The 15,179-nt window shown below is 64.9% G+C and carries 13 protein-coding genes and 1 pseudogene; 13 read left to right on the forward strand and 1 reads right to left on the reverse strand.

What is annotated here, in order from left to right; genetic code table 11:
- The 5 genes from BG60_RS33230 to xylB form a co-directional block, all read left to right on the forward strand.
- On the forward strand, positions 1 to 229 hold a 229-nt coding region (locus BG60_RS33230), incomplete at its 5' end, for a transposase domain-containing protein (RefSeq protein ID WP_034474161.1).
- A gap of 195 nt (positions 230 to 424) precedes the next feature.
- Complete coding sequence (locus BG60_RS33235) at positions 425 to 1,069, forward strand: hypothetical protein (protein ID WP_008352775.1); 645 nt, start codon at positions 425 to 427, stop codon at positions 1,067 to 1,069.
- Positions 1,070 to 1,082: 13 nt separating this feature from the next.
- Complete coding sequence (locus tag BG60_RS33240; RefSeq protein WP_008352776.1) at positions 1,083 to 2,123, forward strand: LacI family DNA-binding transcriptional regulator; 1,041 nt, start codon at positions 1,083 to 1,085, stop codon at positions 2,121 to 2,123.
- 104 nt (positions 2,124 to 2,227) lie between these two features.
- Positions 2,228 to 4,012 (forward strand): IlvD/Edd family dehydratase, encoded by a 1,785-nt coding sequence (locus BG60_RS33245; RefSeq protein ID WP_008352778.1) that lies wholly within the window; start codon positions 2,228 to 2,230, stop codon positions 4,010 to 4,012.
- Between the two features lie 10 nt (positions 4,013 to 4,022).
- The gene (xylB, locus tag BG60_RS33250) at positions 4,023 to 4,790 is read left to right on the forward strand and encodes a D-xylose 1-dehydrogenase (protein WP_008352779.1); all 768 of its coding nucleotides are present in this window, start codon (positions 4,023 to 4,025) and stop codon (positions 4,788 to 4,790) included.
- Positions 4,791 to 4,817: 27 nt separating this feature from the next.
- On the opposite strand, the gene BG60_RS33255 is transcribed toward xylB, so the two are convergent.
- Entirely contained in the window at positions 4,818 to 5,087 is a 270-nt protein-coding gene (locus BG60_RS33255) for a hypothetical protein (protein WP_008352782.1), read from the reverse strand.
- A gap of 330 nt (positions 5,088 to 5,417) precedes the next feature.
- On the opposite strand from BG60_RS33255, the gene BG60_RS33260 reads away from it, so the two are divergent.
- The 8 genes and pseudogenes from BG60_RS33260 (at position 5,418) to BG60_RS33295 (ending at position 15,151) form a co-directional block, all read left to right on the forward strand.
- Complete coding sequence (locus BG60_RS33260; protein WP_241484923.1) at positions 5,418 to 6,593, forward strand: MBL fold metallo-hydrolase; 1,176 nt, start codon at positions 5,418 to 5,420, stop codon at positions 6,591 to 6,593.
- Between the two features lie 110 nt (positions 6,594 to 6,703).
- Positions 6,704 to 8,329, forward strand: a complete 1,626-nt coding sequence (locus BG60_RS33265; RefSeq protein ID WP_008352784.1) for a methyl-accepting chemotaxis protein — start codon at positions 6,704 to 6,706, stop codon at positions 8,327 to 8,329.
- Between the two features lie 12 nt (positions 8,330 to 8,341).
- Complete coding sequence (locus BG60_RS33270) at positions 8,342 to 8,812, forward strand: chemotaxis protein CheW (RefSeq protein WP_008352785.1); 471 nt, start codon at positions 8,342 to 8,344, stop codon at positions 8,810 to 8,812.
- Complete coding sequence (locus tag BG60_RS33275) at positions 8,809 to 10,101, forward strand: CheR family methyltransferase (protein ID WP_008352788.1); 1,293 nt, start codon at positions 8,809 to 8,811, stop codon at positions 10,099 to 10,101. The genes BG60_RS33270 and BG60_RS33275 overlap by 4 nt, the downstream gene beginning before the upstream one ends.
- The gene (locus BG60_RS33280) at positions 10,098 to 10,793 is read left to right on the forward strand and encodes a chemotaxis protein CheW (RefSeq protein WP_008352789.1); all 696 of its coding nucleotides are present in this window, start codon (positions 10,098 to 10,100) and stop codon (positions 10,791 to 10,793) included. Before BG60_RS33275 ends, BG60_RS33280 begins: the two co-directional genes overlap by 4 nt.
- Complete coding sequence (locus tag BG60_RS33285; protein WP_034474163.1) at positions 10,790 to 13,015, forward strand: hybrid sensor histidine kinase/response regulator; 2,226 nt, start codon at positions 10,790 to 10,792, stop codon at positions 13,013 to 13,015. Before BG60_RS33280 ends, BG60_RS33285 begins: the two co-directional genes overlap by 4 nt.
- Positions 13,012 to 13,995, forward strand: a complete 984-nt coding sequence (gene cheB / locus BG60_RS33290; protein ID WP_034474166.1) for a chemotaxis response regulator protein-glutamate methylesterase — start codon at positions 13,012 to 13,014, stop codon at positions 13,993 to 13,995. The genes BG60_RS33285 and cheB overlap by 4 nt, the downstream gene beginning before the upstream one ends.
- Positions 13,996 to 14,031: 36 nt before the next feature.
- Positions 14,032 to 15,151: pseudogene (locus tag BG60_RS33295) on the forward strand (diguanylate cyclase).
- Positions 15,152 to 15,179: the final 28 nt, after the last annotated feature.

Genomic DNA, 15,179 nt, shown 5'->3' on the forward strand with positions numbered 1-15,179 from the left:
TCGCAAAAACTTCATGTTCGCCGGTTCTGACAGCGGTGGCGAGAGGGCCGCCGCGATGTATGGTCTGATCGGCAGTTGCAAGCTCAACGGTATCAATCCGCGTACCTATCTCGAATACGTGTTGACCCATATCGCCGATCACAAAGTCAACCGCATCGAAGAGCTACTGCCCTGGAATGTGGCCCCAAAGCTTCGCGACAAGGGCGGCCCTCCTGCCTCAACCTCCTGATTGCCTGGTAGATCACAGATCCTGCCCACGAACGCCGACTTTGGCGAATTGCCCGCGTAACGTCGAGAACGGCCCACGCGAGCCGCTTACCAACGAAGTCTGTTCCGGTGCCGTTCCAACTCCGATGCGCTGCTTCAGTCGGTAGAATGGCATCGAAAGGTTGTACCCATCATGCCGACCCATCCCGGAGCGCATATGAGAACGAGCCTGTTGATTGCCGCCGTCAGCGCGACGCTGCTTTTTGCGGCGTGCGGCAAGAAGAACGATGCAAGCGAGTCCAGCCTCGGCGAAGCGATTTCCGCCGACATGAAAACGAATCGCGGCTTGCTATGCCTGAATCGCAGCGGCCGCGGCCCCTACGCGTTCCCATCGGCCTATAGCAATCGGGACCTCAACGAATATTCGGCTGCCGCGTTGCGCGAACAGCTCGCTGCGCTCGAAAAGAGCGGGCTCATCGCGCGAGCGGCCCCGACATCCGCGAACGCCAACGCCAAACAGAACGGCCTCGCGTACAGCCTTACGGGCGAAGGGCAAAAGTACGCGGTCGAAACCAACCGGCCCGCCGGCGATCCGAACGCGACGAGCGATCCGCGCGCCTGGATGCTTTGTTACGCGCACGTCAAGCTGGACAAGGTCGTGAGCTGGACCGAGCCCGATCCCACCGCTCACCGTTCCGACGTTACCTACACCTACAAGCTGGAGAGCGTGGCTCCGTGGGCCGACGATCGCGACATCAAGCGCGCTTTCCCGGAGGTAACCGCCTCAGACCGCGAAGCAGGCGAGACGAAGCTGCATGTCATCCTGGAACAGCGTGAAGACGGCTGGGTCCGCGTCGACTGAGGACCATCGCCGCATGTCCGAGCAAGACTTCGATCCTTCCGCCGGCCCGCCGCGCATGTCCGACGTCGCGCGTCTCGCCGGCGTGTCGAAGATGACCGTATCGCGCGTGCTCGCCGGACATAGCGTTGCGTTGGCGACGCGCGAACGCGTGCAGCAAGCTATCGACGAACTCGGCTACGTCGCCGATGCCGCTGCCGGCGCGTTGTCGTCCGGCCGTTCGGAATTCGTTGCCGTGCTGGTGCCGTCGCTTGCGAGCTCGAATTTCTCCGACACGGTGCGCGGTCTTTCCGCGTCGCTCGAACCGCACGGCCTGCAATTGCTGATCGGCGACACGGACTACCATCTGGATCGCGAGGAACGGCTTGTGCGCTCGATGCTGCGTCATCAGCCGCGCTGCATCGCGTTGACGGGCTCGCGTCACACCGAAGCGACGCGCACGCTGTTGCGCCGCTCGGGCATTCCTGTCGTGGAGATGTGGGATTCGCCTTCCGATCCGATCGATGCCGCCGTCGGTTTTTCCAACGTCAGCGCCGCGCGCGCAATGGTGCGGTATCTGGCGGACGCAGGCTACCAACGCATCGGCTTCCTGGGCGGGGCGAGCGAGCTCGACCGTCGCGGTCTCGATCGTCTGAAAGGCTTTCGTGCGCAGATGAAGGCGCTCGGCCTCGACGATCGACGCATCATCCGTCTCGGCGATTCGCCCATCACGATGAGTCACGGCGGCCCGGCGATGGCCGCACTGCTCGAAGCATGGCCCGACACGCAGGCCGTGATGTGCGTGAGCGACATGTCCGCGTTCGGCGCGATAATGGAATGTCACCGGCGCGGCCTCACCGTACCGGACGATATCGCCGTCGCGGGCTTCGGCAATTTCGAGGTTGCCGCATGCTGCACGCCATCGATCACGACGGTTTCCGTCGACGCATACGGCATCGGCCTGCGCACCGGAGAGACCTTGCTCGCGGCGCTCGAAGCGCGCGATCAGGGCGTTGCTGCACCGCCGGCCAAGCGCGTGCGCGTGGCCTATTCCGTGATAGCGCGCGAAAGCGCTTAAGCCGAAGCAGTAACGCGATTGCGTGCTAACATTGATCGCGATGTTACCGGTAACACCACTATGAACACAGCGTCGAACGACTGTGAATGATGGAGAGACACCTCATGCCCCAACAGAATCCCAAGCGCCTGCGCAGCCAGGAGTGGTTCGACGATCCCTCGCACGCCGACATGACCGCGCTATACGTCGAGCGCTTCATGAATTACGGCCTGACGCGCGAGGAATTGCAATCGGGCCGCCCGATCATCGGCATTGCGCAGACCGGCAGCGATCTCGCGCCTTGCAACCGCCATCACATCGAACTGGCCGCGCGCACGAAGGCGGGCATTCGCGATGCCGGCGGCATCCCGATGGAGTTCCCCGTGCATCCGCTCGCGGAGCAGAGCAGGCGTCCGACCGCCGCGCTGGATCGCAATCTCGCATATCTCGGTCTCGTCGAAATCCTGCACGGCTTTCCGCTCGATGGCGTCGTGCTCACCACCGGATGCGACAAGACCACGCCCGCATGTCTGATGGCGGCCGCCACCGTCGACATGCCCGCGATCGTCCTCTCGGGCGGTCCGATGCTCGATGGCTGGTACGAAGGCAAGCGGGTCGGTTCGGGCACGGTGATCTGGCACGCGCGCAATCTGCTCGCGGCGGGCGAGATCGATTACGAAGGCTTCATGCGCCTGACGACCGCATCGTCGCCGTCGATCGGACATTGCAACACGATGGGCACCGCGCTCTCGATGAACAGTCTCGCCGAAGCACTCGGCATGTCCTTGCCGACGTGCGCGAGCATTCCCGCCGCGTATCGCGAGCGCGGACAGATGGCGTATGCCACGGGCAAGCGCATCGTCGACATGGTGCGTGAAGAGTTGAGGCCGTCGAAGATCATGACGCGCGAGGCGTTCATTAACGCGATCGTCGTTGCATCCGCGTTGGGTGCATCGACGAATTGCCCGCCGCATTTGATCGCGATCGCGCGGCACATGGGCATCGAACTGAGTCTCGACGACTGGCAGCGCCACGGCGAGCAAGTGCCGCTCATCGTGAACTGCATGCCCGCGGGTGAGTATCTCGGCGAGAGTTTTCATCGCTCGGGCGGAGTGCCTGCGGTCCTTAGGCAACTCGACGAGGCCGGACTCATCGCGCGCGATTGTCTGACGGTGTCGGGCCGCACGATCGGCGAGATCGCGAGCGATGCGCCCGCCGCCGACAACGAGGTCATCCGCACGGCGGACGATCCGCTGAAACACGGCGCGGGTTTCATGGTCCTGTCGGGCAATTTCTTCGATAGCGCCATCATGAAGATGTCGGTCGTCGGCGATGCGTTCAGAAAGACCTATCTGAGCGAGCCGGGCGCGGAGAACACGTTCGAAGCGCGCGCGATCGTCTTCGACGGTCCCGAGGATTACCACGCGCGCATCAACGATCCGTCGCTCGAGATCGACGAGCACTGCATTCTCGTGATTCGCGGCTGCGGCACCGTTGCGTATCCCGGCAGTGCGGAGGTCGTGAACATGGCGCCGCCCGCCGAGCTCATCAAGCGCGGCATCGATTCGCTGCCCTGCATGGGCGACGGCCGGCAAAGCGGCACGTCCGCGAGTCCGTCGATTCTGAACATGTCGCCGGAAGCGGCAATCGGCGGCGGTCTTGCGATGCTGCGCACGAACGACCGGATTCGCGTCGATCTGAACGCCCGCAGCGTGAACGTGCTGCTCGACGAAGCCGAACTCGAAAGCCGTCGCGCGCAATCGTCGTTCGCCGCGCCGGTTGCGCAGACGCCGTGGCAGGAGTTGTATCGGCAGACGGTCGGACAGTTGTCGACGGGCGGATGCCTCGAACCCGCGACGCTGTATCTGAAGGTCATCGAAACGCGCGGCAATCCGCGTCATTCACATTGAGCGAGCCGCCATGTCCTACGCCATCTATCCGAGTCTTGCGGGCAAGCGTGTTGTCGTGACGGGCGGCGGCAGCGGCATCGGCGCGGCGATCGTCGAGGCGTTCGCGAAGCAGGGCGCGCGCGTGTTTTTCATCGATGTCGCCGAGGCCGATTCGCGTCAACTCGAACAGACGCTCGCGAGCGAGCAGCATGCGCCGAAGTTCCTTCGTTGCGATTTGCGCGATGCCGGCGCGATCGAGCAAGCCTTCGATGCCATTGCGAGCGAAGCCGGTTCCATCGACGTGCTGATCAACAATGCCGCGAGCGACGACCGCCATCATTGGGACGATGTGAGCGCTGCGTACTGGGACGAGCGCATGGCCGTGAATCTGCGGCATCAGTTCTTCTGCGCGCAGGCGGCCGCGAAGCGCATGCGCGCGCAGAAGCAAGGCGCGATCGTGAACATGGGCTCGATCTCATGGCATCTCGCGCTGCCCGATCTCACGCTTTACATGACCGCGAAGGCCGCGATCGAAGGGCTCACGCGCGGCCTTGCGCGCGAACTCGGTGAGCATGGCATTCGCGTGAACACGGTGATTCCCGGCGCGGTGCGTACGCCGCGCCAGATGAAGTTGTGGCAGTCGCCGGAGAGCGAGGCGCAGCTGCTTGCGCAGCAATGTCTGCATGAGCGGATCGACCCGGAACACATCGCGCGCATGGTGCTGTTCCTCGCATCCGACGATGCGGCGCGCTGCACCGCGCGCGACTATTACGTCGATGCCGGATGGTTCGGCACCTGACGCGTCACCCGATGCGTTACCTGATGGTTACGTCACGCGCACGTCGCGACGCCGCACCACTTTCGGCGTTGGCTTGACCGTCGGCATCGTGCCGCTTTCGATGTAGTGCTGCACGGCGTCGGCGGCATCGTGGTAGTCGCGTTCATCGAGCCAATGCCAGACCGCAGCGAGAAAGAGGCCGAGCCCCGCGTTTCCACAATGGGCGATGACTTCAGTAATGCCCTCCGCGAGCGCTTCGTCGCGGCCTTCGGGCCGCATCGCGCTCGCGATGTGCGATGCCGCGCGGGACACCAGCATGGCGTGCATCGTATGCAATTGCGGGTTGAACGTGTTTGTTGCGTTTCTTCTTTGACTGCCACTCATGACGCCCCCGTCTCTGGCACCGGCCTGCTGCGTGCTGGGATGCGATGTCCGCATCGAAAAAGCAGCACGCGCCGCGATTGGATTTCGAAAACGCCTTGTTTCGGCGCTGGGGCAGTTGAACGCAAGAAGCGGGCCGACTCCGGCTTAGAGCGATGAATTATCTAGCCCGGCCTTGCGGGACGAGGCGCAACGCAATTTTCCGATGATCGGACCAGAGCGCGCACAGCGTGCTCTCCATGCATTCCGTACAATCGACTGCCCGCGATGCGCGCACTTCGTCAAAACATGCATCTCTTCTTCGCTTTTTGCTCCGATGTGTTCGCGCGACGTAGTCATGTCGCGTTGTGCGCGCTCGCGTTGCTCGCGGGTTGCGCGTCAGGCACGCCGGCGCGCAGCCAGGAAGCTGCATCGCGCGAGCCGCAGCCGCTGCATCACGCAAAACGCACTTCGTCGGGCTACGAGAACAACTACGGAACCTTGCCGCGCGAATCGTTCCTGAAGTGGCGCTGGGAGCGCTTCAAGCAAGGCTTGCCGAAGCCGCCGGCGAACGGCTATCACTTTCCGATGGCGCATCCCGACATCGCCTGGCTCAAGGCCAACCGCACCGCCGACACGCTCACCTGGATCGGTCATGCAAGCGCGCTCGTGCAGATCGACGGCGTGAACATCCTCACCGATCCGGTGTTCTCGGAACGCGCGTCGCCGTTCTCGTTCATCGGCCCGAAGCGCAAGACGCCGCCCGGCCTTACGCTCGACGAGCTGCCGCATATCGACATCGTACTGATCTCGCACAATCACTACGATCACCTCGACAAGCCGAGCGTCGAAGCGCTCAACCGTCAGGCGGGCGGGCCGCCGCGCTTTCTCGTGCCGCTCGGCATCGAACAGTGGATGAACGATATCGGCATAACGAATGTGGAAGAGCTCGATTGGAGCGACGAAACGCACGCGGCCGGCCTCGATATCTGGTTCGTGCCGAGCCAGCACTGGTCCGCGCGCACGCCATTCGACCGCGCGGAAACGCTGTGGGGCGGCTGGGTGGTGAAAACGCCGGCAGGCGCGGCGCGTCCGTATTCGTTTTACTTCGCGGGCGATACGGGCTACTCGCCGGACTTCCGCGATATCGCCGCGCGTTTCGGCGGCTTCGATCTCGCGCTCATTCCGATCGGCGCGTACGATCCGCGCTGGTTCATGCAGGCGCAGCACGTCGATCCCGAAGAAGCCGTGCGCATCTTCCAGGACGTGCATGCGAAAAAGGCGATCGGCATTCACTGGGGTTCGTTCGAGCTGACCGACGAACCGCTCGACGAGCCGCCGCGCCGTCTGGCCGAAGCCGTGCGCCGCGCCGGCCTGCCCGCGGACGCGTTCACCGTGCTGAAACACGGTGAAATGATTCATCTCGACACACCGGATTCAAGCGCAGCCACAATCGGCCGTTAACACGGTGTGGCAGCGCGTCTTTCACGCGCGGAAATCCATCTGCATCTGCGACGCCTCGCGTTTCTCGCGCGGCGCGCGGTCGTCCTTTTCCAGTTATAGGGCTCAAACGCGTGAAGCAACTGTCCATCCGGCATCGCATTCTGGCGAGCTTCGGCATCATCCTTACCCTGATGCTCGTCATGGCCGCATTGTCATACACGCTGCTCGGCGGAATCGATCGCGAAGCAAAGAGCCTCGAAGACGATTCGATGATCGGCTTCTCGGTCTCCAACGACCTGCGCGCGGCCTGGATCGAGAACTACACGCTGACGCAGCGGCTCGTCTTCATCGACCGCGACGAAGAGCAGATACGCCGCGACACGCAGCATCTCGCCGAAACGCGGGCGAGCATCGACAAGCTGCTGGAAACGTACGCGCCGACCATCTTCGAAGAAGACGACCGTCGCCTCTTCAACGAATTCAAGCGCCAGCGCGACCTCTACCTTCCGGTACAGGATCAGACGCTGCGAGAGCTCGCGGGTTCGAAGGACGCGGCCGTCGCGACTTTCAATACGCGTCTCACGCCGGCGTGGGAAGCGGGTCAGGCCGCGACGCGCGCGCTCGTCGAGCATAACGAAGTCTTCAACGCGAAATCGGTGCAAAGCATTCGCGGCTCGGTGCAGAAATCGGAAACGACGCTCATCGTCATCATGGTCGTGGCGATCGGGGCGGCGGCGGTGCTCGGCTTCATGCTGATGAAGGCGCTGACGGTGCCGATGCTGCGCATGGTCGACGTCGTCGACAAGATGCGTACCGGCGATCTCACGCAGCGCCTCGCGCTCGCGCGCCGCGACGAGTTCGGCACGCTGGAGGCGGGCTTCAACCGCATGACCGATGAACTCACGGGCCTCGTCGGCCAGGCGCAGAAATCGGCCGTGCAGGTGACGACGTCGGTATCGGAGATCGCCGCGACCGCGCGCGAGCAGCAGGCCACGGCGAGCGAAACGGCCGCGACGACGACGGAAATCGGCGCGACGTCGCGGGAGATTTTCGCGACCGCCCGCGATCTCGTCCGCACGATGAACGAAGTCTCGGGCGTGGCGGAGCAATCGGCGGCGCTCGCGGGCACCGGTCAGGCGGGGCTTACGCGCATGGAGGAAACCATGCGCCTCGTGATGGAAGCGGCAGGCTCGGTGAACGGCAAGCTCGCGATCCTCAACGAGAAGGCGGGCAACATCAATCAGGTCGTCGCGACCATCACGAAAGTTGCGGATCAAACCAATCTGCTTTCGTTGAACGCGGCGATCGAAGCGGAAAAGGCGGGCGAGTACGGGCGCGGCTTCGCGGTGGTCGCGACGGAAATCCGCCGCCTCGCCGATCAGACGGCGGTCGCGACGTTCGACATCGAGCAGATGGTGAAGGAGATTCAATCGGCGGTCGCGGCGGGCGTGATGGGCATGGACAAGTTCTCGGAGGAAGTGCGCCGCGGCATGCTCGACGTGCAGCAGGTAGGCGGACAGCTTTCGCAGATCATCCATCAGGTGCAGACGCTCGCGCCGCGCTTCTCGATGATCAACGAAGGCATGCAGACGCAGGCGACCGGCGCGGACCAGATTTCGCAGGCGCTCTCGCAACTCTCCGAGGCCGCGCAACAGACGGCCGAGTCGCTGCGCCAGTCGTCGCAGGCAATCGACGATCTCACGCACGTCGCGAACGGTCTGCGCACGGGTGTGTCGCGCTTCAGAATCGCCGCTTAAAGGCGCGCCGCGATGCTCTTCGTCCAGTTCACGCTCGACGCCGACCGCTATCTTCTCGACAGCGCGCAGGTCGAGCGCATGCTGCCGCTCGCGCCGCTGAAGACGCTGCCGGGCGCGCCCGCATGGGTCGCGGGCGTGCTCGACTGCGAAGGCGCCAACGTGCCCGTCATCGATCTCGCGGCGCTCGCGCTCGCGCGTGCCTCGCACGAGAGAGTGTCGACGCGGCTCGCGCTCGTCGCGTATCCGCGTTGCGGCGACGACGGCGCGATAAAGCATCATCGGCTCGGTCTTCTGCTCGAACAGGCGACGCGCACCGTCACCTTCGATGCCGCTTCGTTCACCGATGCGGGCATCGACACGCCGCACGCGCGCTATCTCGGTCCGCTCGCGCGTGACGAGCGAGGCCTGCTGCAATGGGTTCGCATCGAGCATCTGTTGCCCGATGACGTGCAGACGCTGCTCTTCGCCGGGAGCGAAGCATGAGCGCGCTGCCGAGCGCCTTCGCGGACGAAGCATTCGGCGTCGGCCGCTTCATCGAGCTGTTGCATCGCACGATCGGCCTCGATGCCGAATCGATCGGCGCGAACGCCGTATCGCGCGCGGTGCGCGAACGCTTCCACCTGTGGCACGACGAGCAAGGCGGCACGCTCGACGATTACTACCGCGCGGTGATGCAGGACGGCGCGCGCATGCAGGAGTTGATCGAAGCGGTGGTCGTGCCGGAGACGTGGTTCTTCCGCGATCCCGAAGCGTTCGCCGCCCTCGCGCGACTTGCGCGCGTGCGTCTGCATGAACGGCCCGCGAAGCCGCTGCGCGTGCTGAGCGCGCCGTGCTCGACCGGCGAGGAAGCCTATACCGTCGCGATGGCGCTGATCGAAGCGGGCATCGCTGCCGAGCGCTTCACCATCGACGCGATCGACGTGAGCGAACGCGCGCTCGCTATTGCGCGCCGCGCGCATTACGGGCGCAACGCGTTTCGCGGACGCGCGCTCGGTTTTCGCGACCGTCATTTCCGCGCGACCGATGGCGGCTGGCAGCTCGATCCCGCCGTCGCACAGAGCGTGCGCTTCTCGCAAGCGAATCTGCTGCAACTCGATACGCATGCGTTCGAGCGCTTCGATTTCATTCTGTGCCGCAACGTGCTGATCTATTTCGATCGCGATACGCAGCGCGCCGTTCTGCGCGTGCTCGATGGCTTGCTCGCAGAAGGCGGCACGCTGTTCGTCGGTCCGGCGGAGACGGGTCTTCTGATGCGCGAGGGTATGAGTTCCGCGAACATTCCGCTCGCCTTCGCGTTCAATCGGCCCGAGCGCGAGCGCGCGAACGTGTTCGATGGTGCATGGCCGAGTCCGCAGATCATCGCGAAGCCGATGAAGCCCGCGTTCGTGTTGCCCGCATGGGCGAGTGCGCCGACCGTCGTTCGTGCGATGCCGGTTGCGAAGCCGCCCGCCGAACCCGCGCCGCCGGCAAGTCTTGCGCACGCGCGTCAACTCGCCGATGCCGGCCAGCTCGACACCGCTGCGAATGCCGCGCACGCGTATCTCGACGCGCATCCGTCGAACGCGGATGCGTACTATCTGCTTGGCGTGATCGCCGATGCGCGTGGCGAGCATCAGGCATCGCGCGGGCATTATCGTCGTGCGTTGTATCTCGATCCCGCGCATCGCGAGGCGCTCACGCATCTCGCCGCGTGTCTCTCGCTCGACGGCGATGAAAGCGGCGCGCGTCTGCTGCTCGCGCGTGCGCAACGCGTGACGGAGCGCGCGCGATGAACGCACGCGACATCGGCGTCACGAACGATATCGACGATTGCTGGAACCGCATCGGCGTGCGCGGCGATGCGTCATGCCCGAAGCTCGAACGCTACGTGCATTGCCGCAATTGCCCGGTTCATGATGAAGCCGCAGCGCGCGTGCTGGATCGCGTGGAAGCGCGTACGTCGATCGTCGCTTCGGCGGTCGTCGAACGAGGCGACAAGCAAACCGATACGCTCTCATGTCTCGTGTTTCGCATCGGCGGCGAATGGCTCGGCTTGCCGACGAACCTCTGCGCGCAAGTGGCGCAATTGCGCCCGGTGCACTCGCTGCCGCATCGGCGCAATCGCGCGGTGCTGGGCGTCGTGAACGTGCGCGGCAGATTGATCGTGTGCGCTTCGCTGGCGCGGCTGTTCGGCATCGAAGCGGACGAAAGCGCTGCAAAAAACGTATCGCTCGATGCCCGCGAACTCGGGCGTCTCATCGTCATGCAGTGCGGCAATGGCGATCACGAAGCTCCGATCGCTTTTCCCGTCGATGCCGTCGACGGCGTGCATCGCTTCACGCAGGCGCAGCTTCAGCCGGTGCCCGCGACGCTCGCCCAGCGCCTGTCGTCGAACGCGCATGCGGTGGCCGCGTTCAGGCACGCGACCGTCGGCCTGCTCGACGCCGATCGACTCATCGACAGCCTGAGCCGGAGTCTCACATGACGAGCATCGATGCGGGAGGTTCGTCGCTGCTCGACCTCTTTCAGGAAGAAGCGCGCGGGCAGGCGCAGATTCTTTCCGATGGCCTCATCGCGCTCGAACGTGCGCCGCGCGATCCCGTCACGCTCGAAGCGAGCATGCGCGCCGCGCATTCGCTGAAGGGCGCGGCGCGTGTCGTTGGCGTGCCGGTCGGCGTGACGCTCGCGCATGTGATGGAAGATTGTTTCGTCGCAGCGCAGGAAGGGCGCATCGTGCTCGATGCGGGTTACATCGACATGCTGTTGCGCGGTGTCGATCTGATCGTGCAGATCGGCGAGGCGCGCGATATCGATGCACAGACCGCGCTCGAACGCGAAGTCGATGCGTTCGTGGATGGCCTCAGCGCGCATATGGAAGGCGCAACATCCCAACGCGAACTTACACCGACGAAACCGTCCGAGCCAATTCCGGCACCATCGCGCACGAACGAAGCTCGCATGTTGCGCATGCGCGCGGACACGCTCGATCGTCTGCTGAGTCATTCGGGCGAATCGCTCGTCGAATCGCGCTGGCTGAAGCCGTTTTCGCAATCGATGCTGCGCGTGAAGCGCGTGCAGCACGATGCGAGCCGCGCGCTCGAACGCCTGCACGAATCGCTGACCGATTCGCACGCCGCGCAACTCGATGCACGCACACACGCCGCGCTCGACGAAGCGCGTCGTTTGACGGCGGAAGCGCATCGTCAGTTGAGCGAGCGTCTGGCTGAACTGGAAAACTACGACCGGCGTTCGACGCATCTCGCCCAGCAGATCTACGACGAAGCGCTCGCGTGCCGCATGCGTCCCTTCGTCGATGCAACGGGCGGCTTCGCGCGCATGGTGCGCGATGTCGCGCGCGGACTCGGCCGCGACGTGCGTCTCGTCATCGCGGGCGAATCGACGCAGGTCGATCGCGACATTCTCGATCTGCTCGACGCGCCGCTCGGGCATCTATTGCGCAACGCGGTCGATCACGGCATCGAGCCGCCCTCATTGCGCCGCGCGCTCGGCAAGCCCGAAACCGGCACGATCACGCTCGAAGCGCGCCATAGCGCGGGCTCGCTTTTCATCAGCGTGTCCGACGACGGCGCGGGCGTCGATCTCGATGCGCTTCGCCGCGCGGTCGTGCGCAAGCGTCTCGCGAGCGAAGATACAGCCGCGCGCCTCACCGAAGCGGAACTGCTCGAGTTTCTCTTGCTGCCCGGCTTTTCGATGCGCGATGCCGTCACCGATGTATCCGGCCGCGGCGTCGGCCTCGATGCGGTGCAGGACATCGTGCGGCAAGTGCGCGGCAGCGTGCGCGTGACGCAGGAAACGCATGTAGGCACGCGCATCGCGCTGCAATTGCCGCTGACGTTGTCGGTGATCCGCAGCCTGATCGTCGAAGTGGCGGGCGAGCCCTACGGACTGCCGCTCGCGCATGTCGCGCGCACGCTGGTGCTGCCCGCGAGCGCCATCGACATGCTCGAAGGCCAGCAGCATTTTTCCTTCGACGGCAAGCGCATCGGCCTCGTCACCGCGCATCAGATTCTCGAAACCGCCGCGTTCGAAGCCGCGAGCGAAAGGCTCAACGTCGTCGTCATCGGACAAGGCGCGGCGAGTTACGGCATCGTCGTCGATCGCTTTCTCGGCGAGCGGATGCTCGTGGTGCAACCGCTCGACAAGCGCCTCGGCAAGGTGCGCAACATCGCGGCGGGCGCGCTGATGGAGAACGGCGATCCGCTGCTCATCGCCGATCTCGACGACTGGCTGCGTTCCGTCGAGAAGCTCGTCGGCAGCGGCGAGCTCGGGCGCGTCGGTGCCGGCGCTTCGCGTGCGCGCGTGGCGAGCGCGAAGCGCGTGCTCGTCGTCGACGATTCGCTCACCGTGCGCGAACTCGAACGCAAGCTGCTCGCGTCGCGCGGCTACGACGTGTCCGTCGCGGTCGATGGCATGGACGGCTGGAACGCGGTGCGCGGCGCGGACTTCGATCTCGTCATCACCGATATCGACATGCCGCGGCTCGATGGCATCGAGCTCGTCACGCTCATCAAGCGCGATGCGGAACTCGCCGCCCTGCCGGTGATGATCGTGTCGTACAAGGATCGCGCGGAAGATCGTCAGCGCGGCCTCGACGCGGGCGCGGACTATTACCTCGCGAAAGGCAGCTTTCACGATCAGGCGTTGATCGATGCCGTGCGCGATCTCATCGGCGAGGCGAAGACATGAAGATCGGCATCGTCAACGATGTTGCACTCGCGGTGGAAGCGTTGCGTCGCGCGCTCGCGTCGCGGCCCGACTTGGAGATCGCGTGGATCGCGCACGACGGCCAGCAGGCGATCGACTATTGCGCGGCGCACACGCCCGATGTCGTGCTGATGGATCTCGTGATGCCGAATGTCGATGGCGTGCAGGCGTCGCGGACCATCATGGCGCGTTCGCCGTGCGCGATTCTCGTCGTCACGGTCGATGTCGGCGCGAACGCATGGCGCGTCTATGAAGCGATGGGCGCGGGCGCGCTCGATGCCGTCGATACGCCCGCGCTCGCCGGCGCCGATGCGCGTCGCGGTGCGGCGGCGCTGATCGCGAAGATCGATCAGATCGGCGCGCGGCTCGCATCGTCGAGCGTTTTGCCCGCCATGAAGAGCGGCGATCGTCTCGTCGCGATAGGCGCATCGGTGGGCGGACCGTCCGCGCTCGCGACACTGCTCGGCGCGTTGCCGAAGCATTTCGCGGCGGCGCTCGTCATCGTGCAGCACGTCGATCGCGCGTTCGCCGAAGGCATGGCGCAATGGCTCGATGCGCAATCGGCGCTGCCCGTGCGTATCGCGCGTGAAGGCGACAGGCCCGCGCCCGGCGAAGTGCTGCTCGCCGCGACCAACGATCATCTGCATTTCGCCGACGCCACGCGCCTAGGCTACACCGCGCATCCGGAGCAATTGCCGTATCGCCCGTCCGTCGACGTGTTCTTTCAGAGCGTGACCGAGCGCTGGACCGGACGCGCGGTCGGCGTGCTGCTGACCGGCATGGGCCGCGACGGCGCGATCGGACTGAAGGCGATGCGCGCGAAGGGTTATCACACCATCGCGCAGGACGAGGCGACGAGCGCGGTGTACGGCATGCCGAAGGCGGCGGCCGCGCTCAACGCGGCGGCGTCGATACTGCCGCTGCCGCGCATCGCGGATGCGATCGCCAAGGCGTTCGACTGAGCTCAGCGAAGCACATCAACCAAGGACACGCGTTTCATGAAAACTCCTCATCCCGATCCGCTGGCCGAGCGCGCGAAACGGGCCGCGGCCGCCGCGTCGGCGAGCATCGAGCGCGCGGGCTCGCGTGCAATCGCGGACGAGCGCGCCGTGTCCGATCTGCTCGCCGCCGCATTGAACGCGCCGCCCGCCGCCGAGTTGCCGGTGATGGTGCTGCTCGTCGACGATCAGGCGATCATCGCGGAAGCGTTGCGCCGCGCGCTCGCCGAAGAGCGCAACGTCGATCTGCATTACTGCGCGAATCCGGAAGAGGCGTTGCGCACCGCGCAGGAAACGCGGCCGACGGTGATCCTGCAGGATCTCGTGATGCCCGGCGTCGATGGCCTGACGCTCGTTCGTCAGTATCGCGAGCATCCGGCGACGCGCGATATCCCGATCATCGTGCTCTCGACGAAGGAAGAGCCGCGCATCAAGAGCGCGGCATTCGCGGCGGGCGCGAACGACTATCTCGTGAAGCTGCCCGATACCATCGAGCTCGTCGCGCGCGTGCGCTATCACTCGCGTTCGTATCAGAACCTGCTGCAACGCGACGAAGCGTATCGCGCGCTGCGTCAGTCGCAGCAGAAGCTGCTCGAAACGAATCTGGAATTGCAGCGCCTGACGCATTCGGACGGGCTGACGGGTTTGTCGAATCGCCGCCGTCTCGACGATTATCTGAACGCGGAATGGCGGCGCGCCGCTCGCGAGCATGCGTCCATCGGCTTTCTGATGATCGATGTCGATAACTTCAAGTCGTACAACGACACGTATGGCCACGTCGCCGGCGACGATGTGCTGAAGCTCGTCGCGCAATACGATCGAATCGAGTCTCGCCAGTCCGACCGATCTCGCCGCGCGCTTCGGCGGCGAGGAATTCGCGGTCGTGCTGCTCTCGACATCGGCGCCGGGCTTGCGTCTGCTCGGCGAGAAAATACGCATCGCGGTCGAGGCGCTGGACGTGCCGCATGCGGGTTCGTCGAGCGGGCGCGTGACGATCAGCGTCGGCGGCGCGATACAGATGGCGATGCACGACGATGCGTCGAAGCAGCTCGTCGAAGCCGCCGATCTCGCGCTGTATCGCGCGAAGAGAGACGGGAAGAACCGGGTGATCGTCACCTGACGAAAAAACGCGCGGCCTTCGTCGAAGC

Source organism: Caballeronia zhejiangensis, from assembly GCF_000698575.1.
In the GTDB taxonomy this organism is placed as follows: Bacteria; Pseudomonadota; Gammaproteobacteria; order Burkholderiales; family Burkholderiaceae; genus Caballeronia; species Caballeronia zhejiangensis.

Excerpts from the sequence above, each read along its gene's own strand:
- BG60_RS33260 (WP_241484923.1), top strand. The coding sequence starts at position 5,418 with ATGCGCGCACTTCGTCAAAACATGCATCTCTTCTTCGCTTTTTGCTCC.
- xylB (WP_008352779.1), top strand. The coding sequence starts at position 4,023 with ATGTCCTACGCCATCTATCCGAGTCTTGCGGGCAAGCGTGTTGTCGTG.
- BG60_RS33270 (WP_008352785.1), top strand. The coding sequence starts at position 8,342 with ATGCTCTTCGTCCAGTTCACGCTCGACGCCGACCGCTATCTTCTCGAC.
- BG60_RS33275 (WP_008352788.1), top strand. The coding sequence starts at position 8,809 with ATGAGCGCGCTGCCGAGCGCCTTCGCGGACGAAGCATTCGGCGTCGGC.
- BG60_RS33240 (WP_008352776.1), top strand. The coding sequence starts at position 1,083 with ATGTCCGAGCAAGACTTCGATCCTTCCGCCGGCCCGCCGCGCATGTCC.
- BG60_RS33280 (WP_008352789.1), top strand. The coding sequence starts at position 10,098 with ATGAACGCACGCGACATCGGCGTCACGAACGATATCGACGATTGCTGG.
- BG60_RS33285 (WP_034474163.1), top strand. The coding sequence starts at position 10,790 with ATGACGAGCATCGATGCGGGAGGTTCGTCGCTGCTCGACCTCTTTCAG.
- BG60_RS33245 (WP_008352778.1), top strand. The coding sequence starts at position 2,228 with ATGCCCCAACAGAATCCCAAGCGCCTGCGCAGCCAGGAGTGGTTCGAC.
- cheB (WP_034474166.1), top strand. The coding sequence starts at position 13,012 with ATGAAGATCGGCATCGTCAACGATGTTGCACTCGCGGTGGAAGCGTTG.
- BG60_RS33255 (WP_008352782.1), bottom strand. The coding sequence starts at position 5,087 with ATGCTGGTGTCCCGCGCGGCATCGCACATCGCGAGCGCGATGCGGCCC.
- BG60_RS33235 (WP_008352775.1), top strand. The coding sequence starts at position 425 with ATGAGAACGAGCCTGTTGATTGCCGCCGTCAGCGCGACGCTGCTTTTT.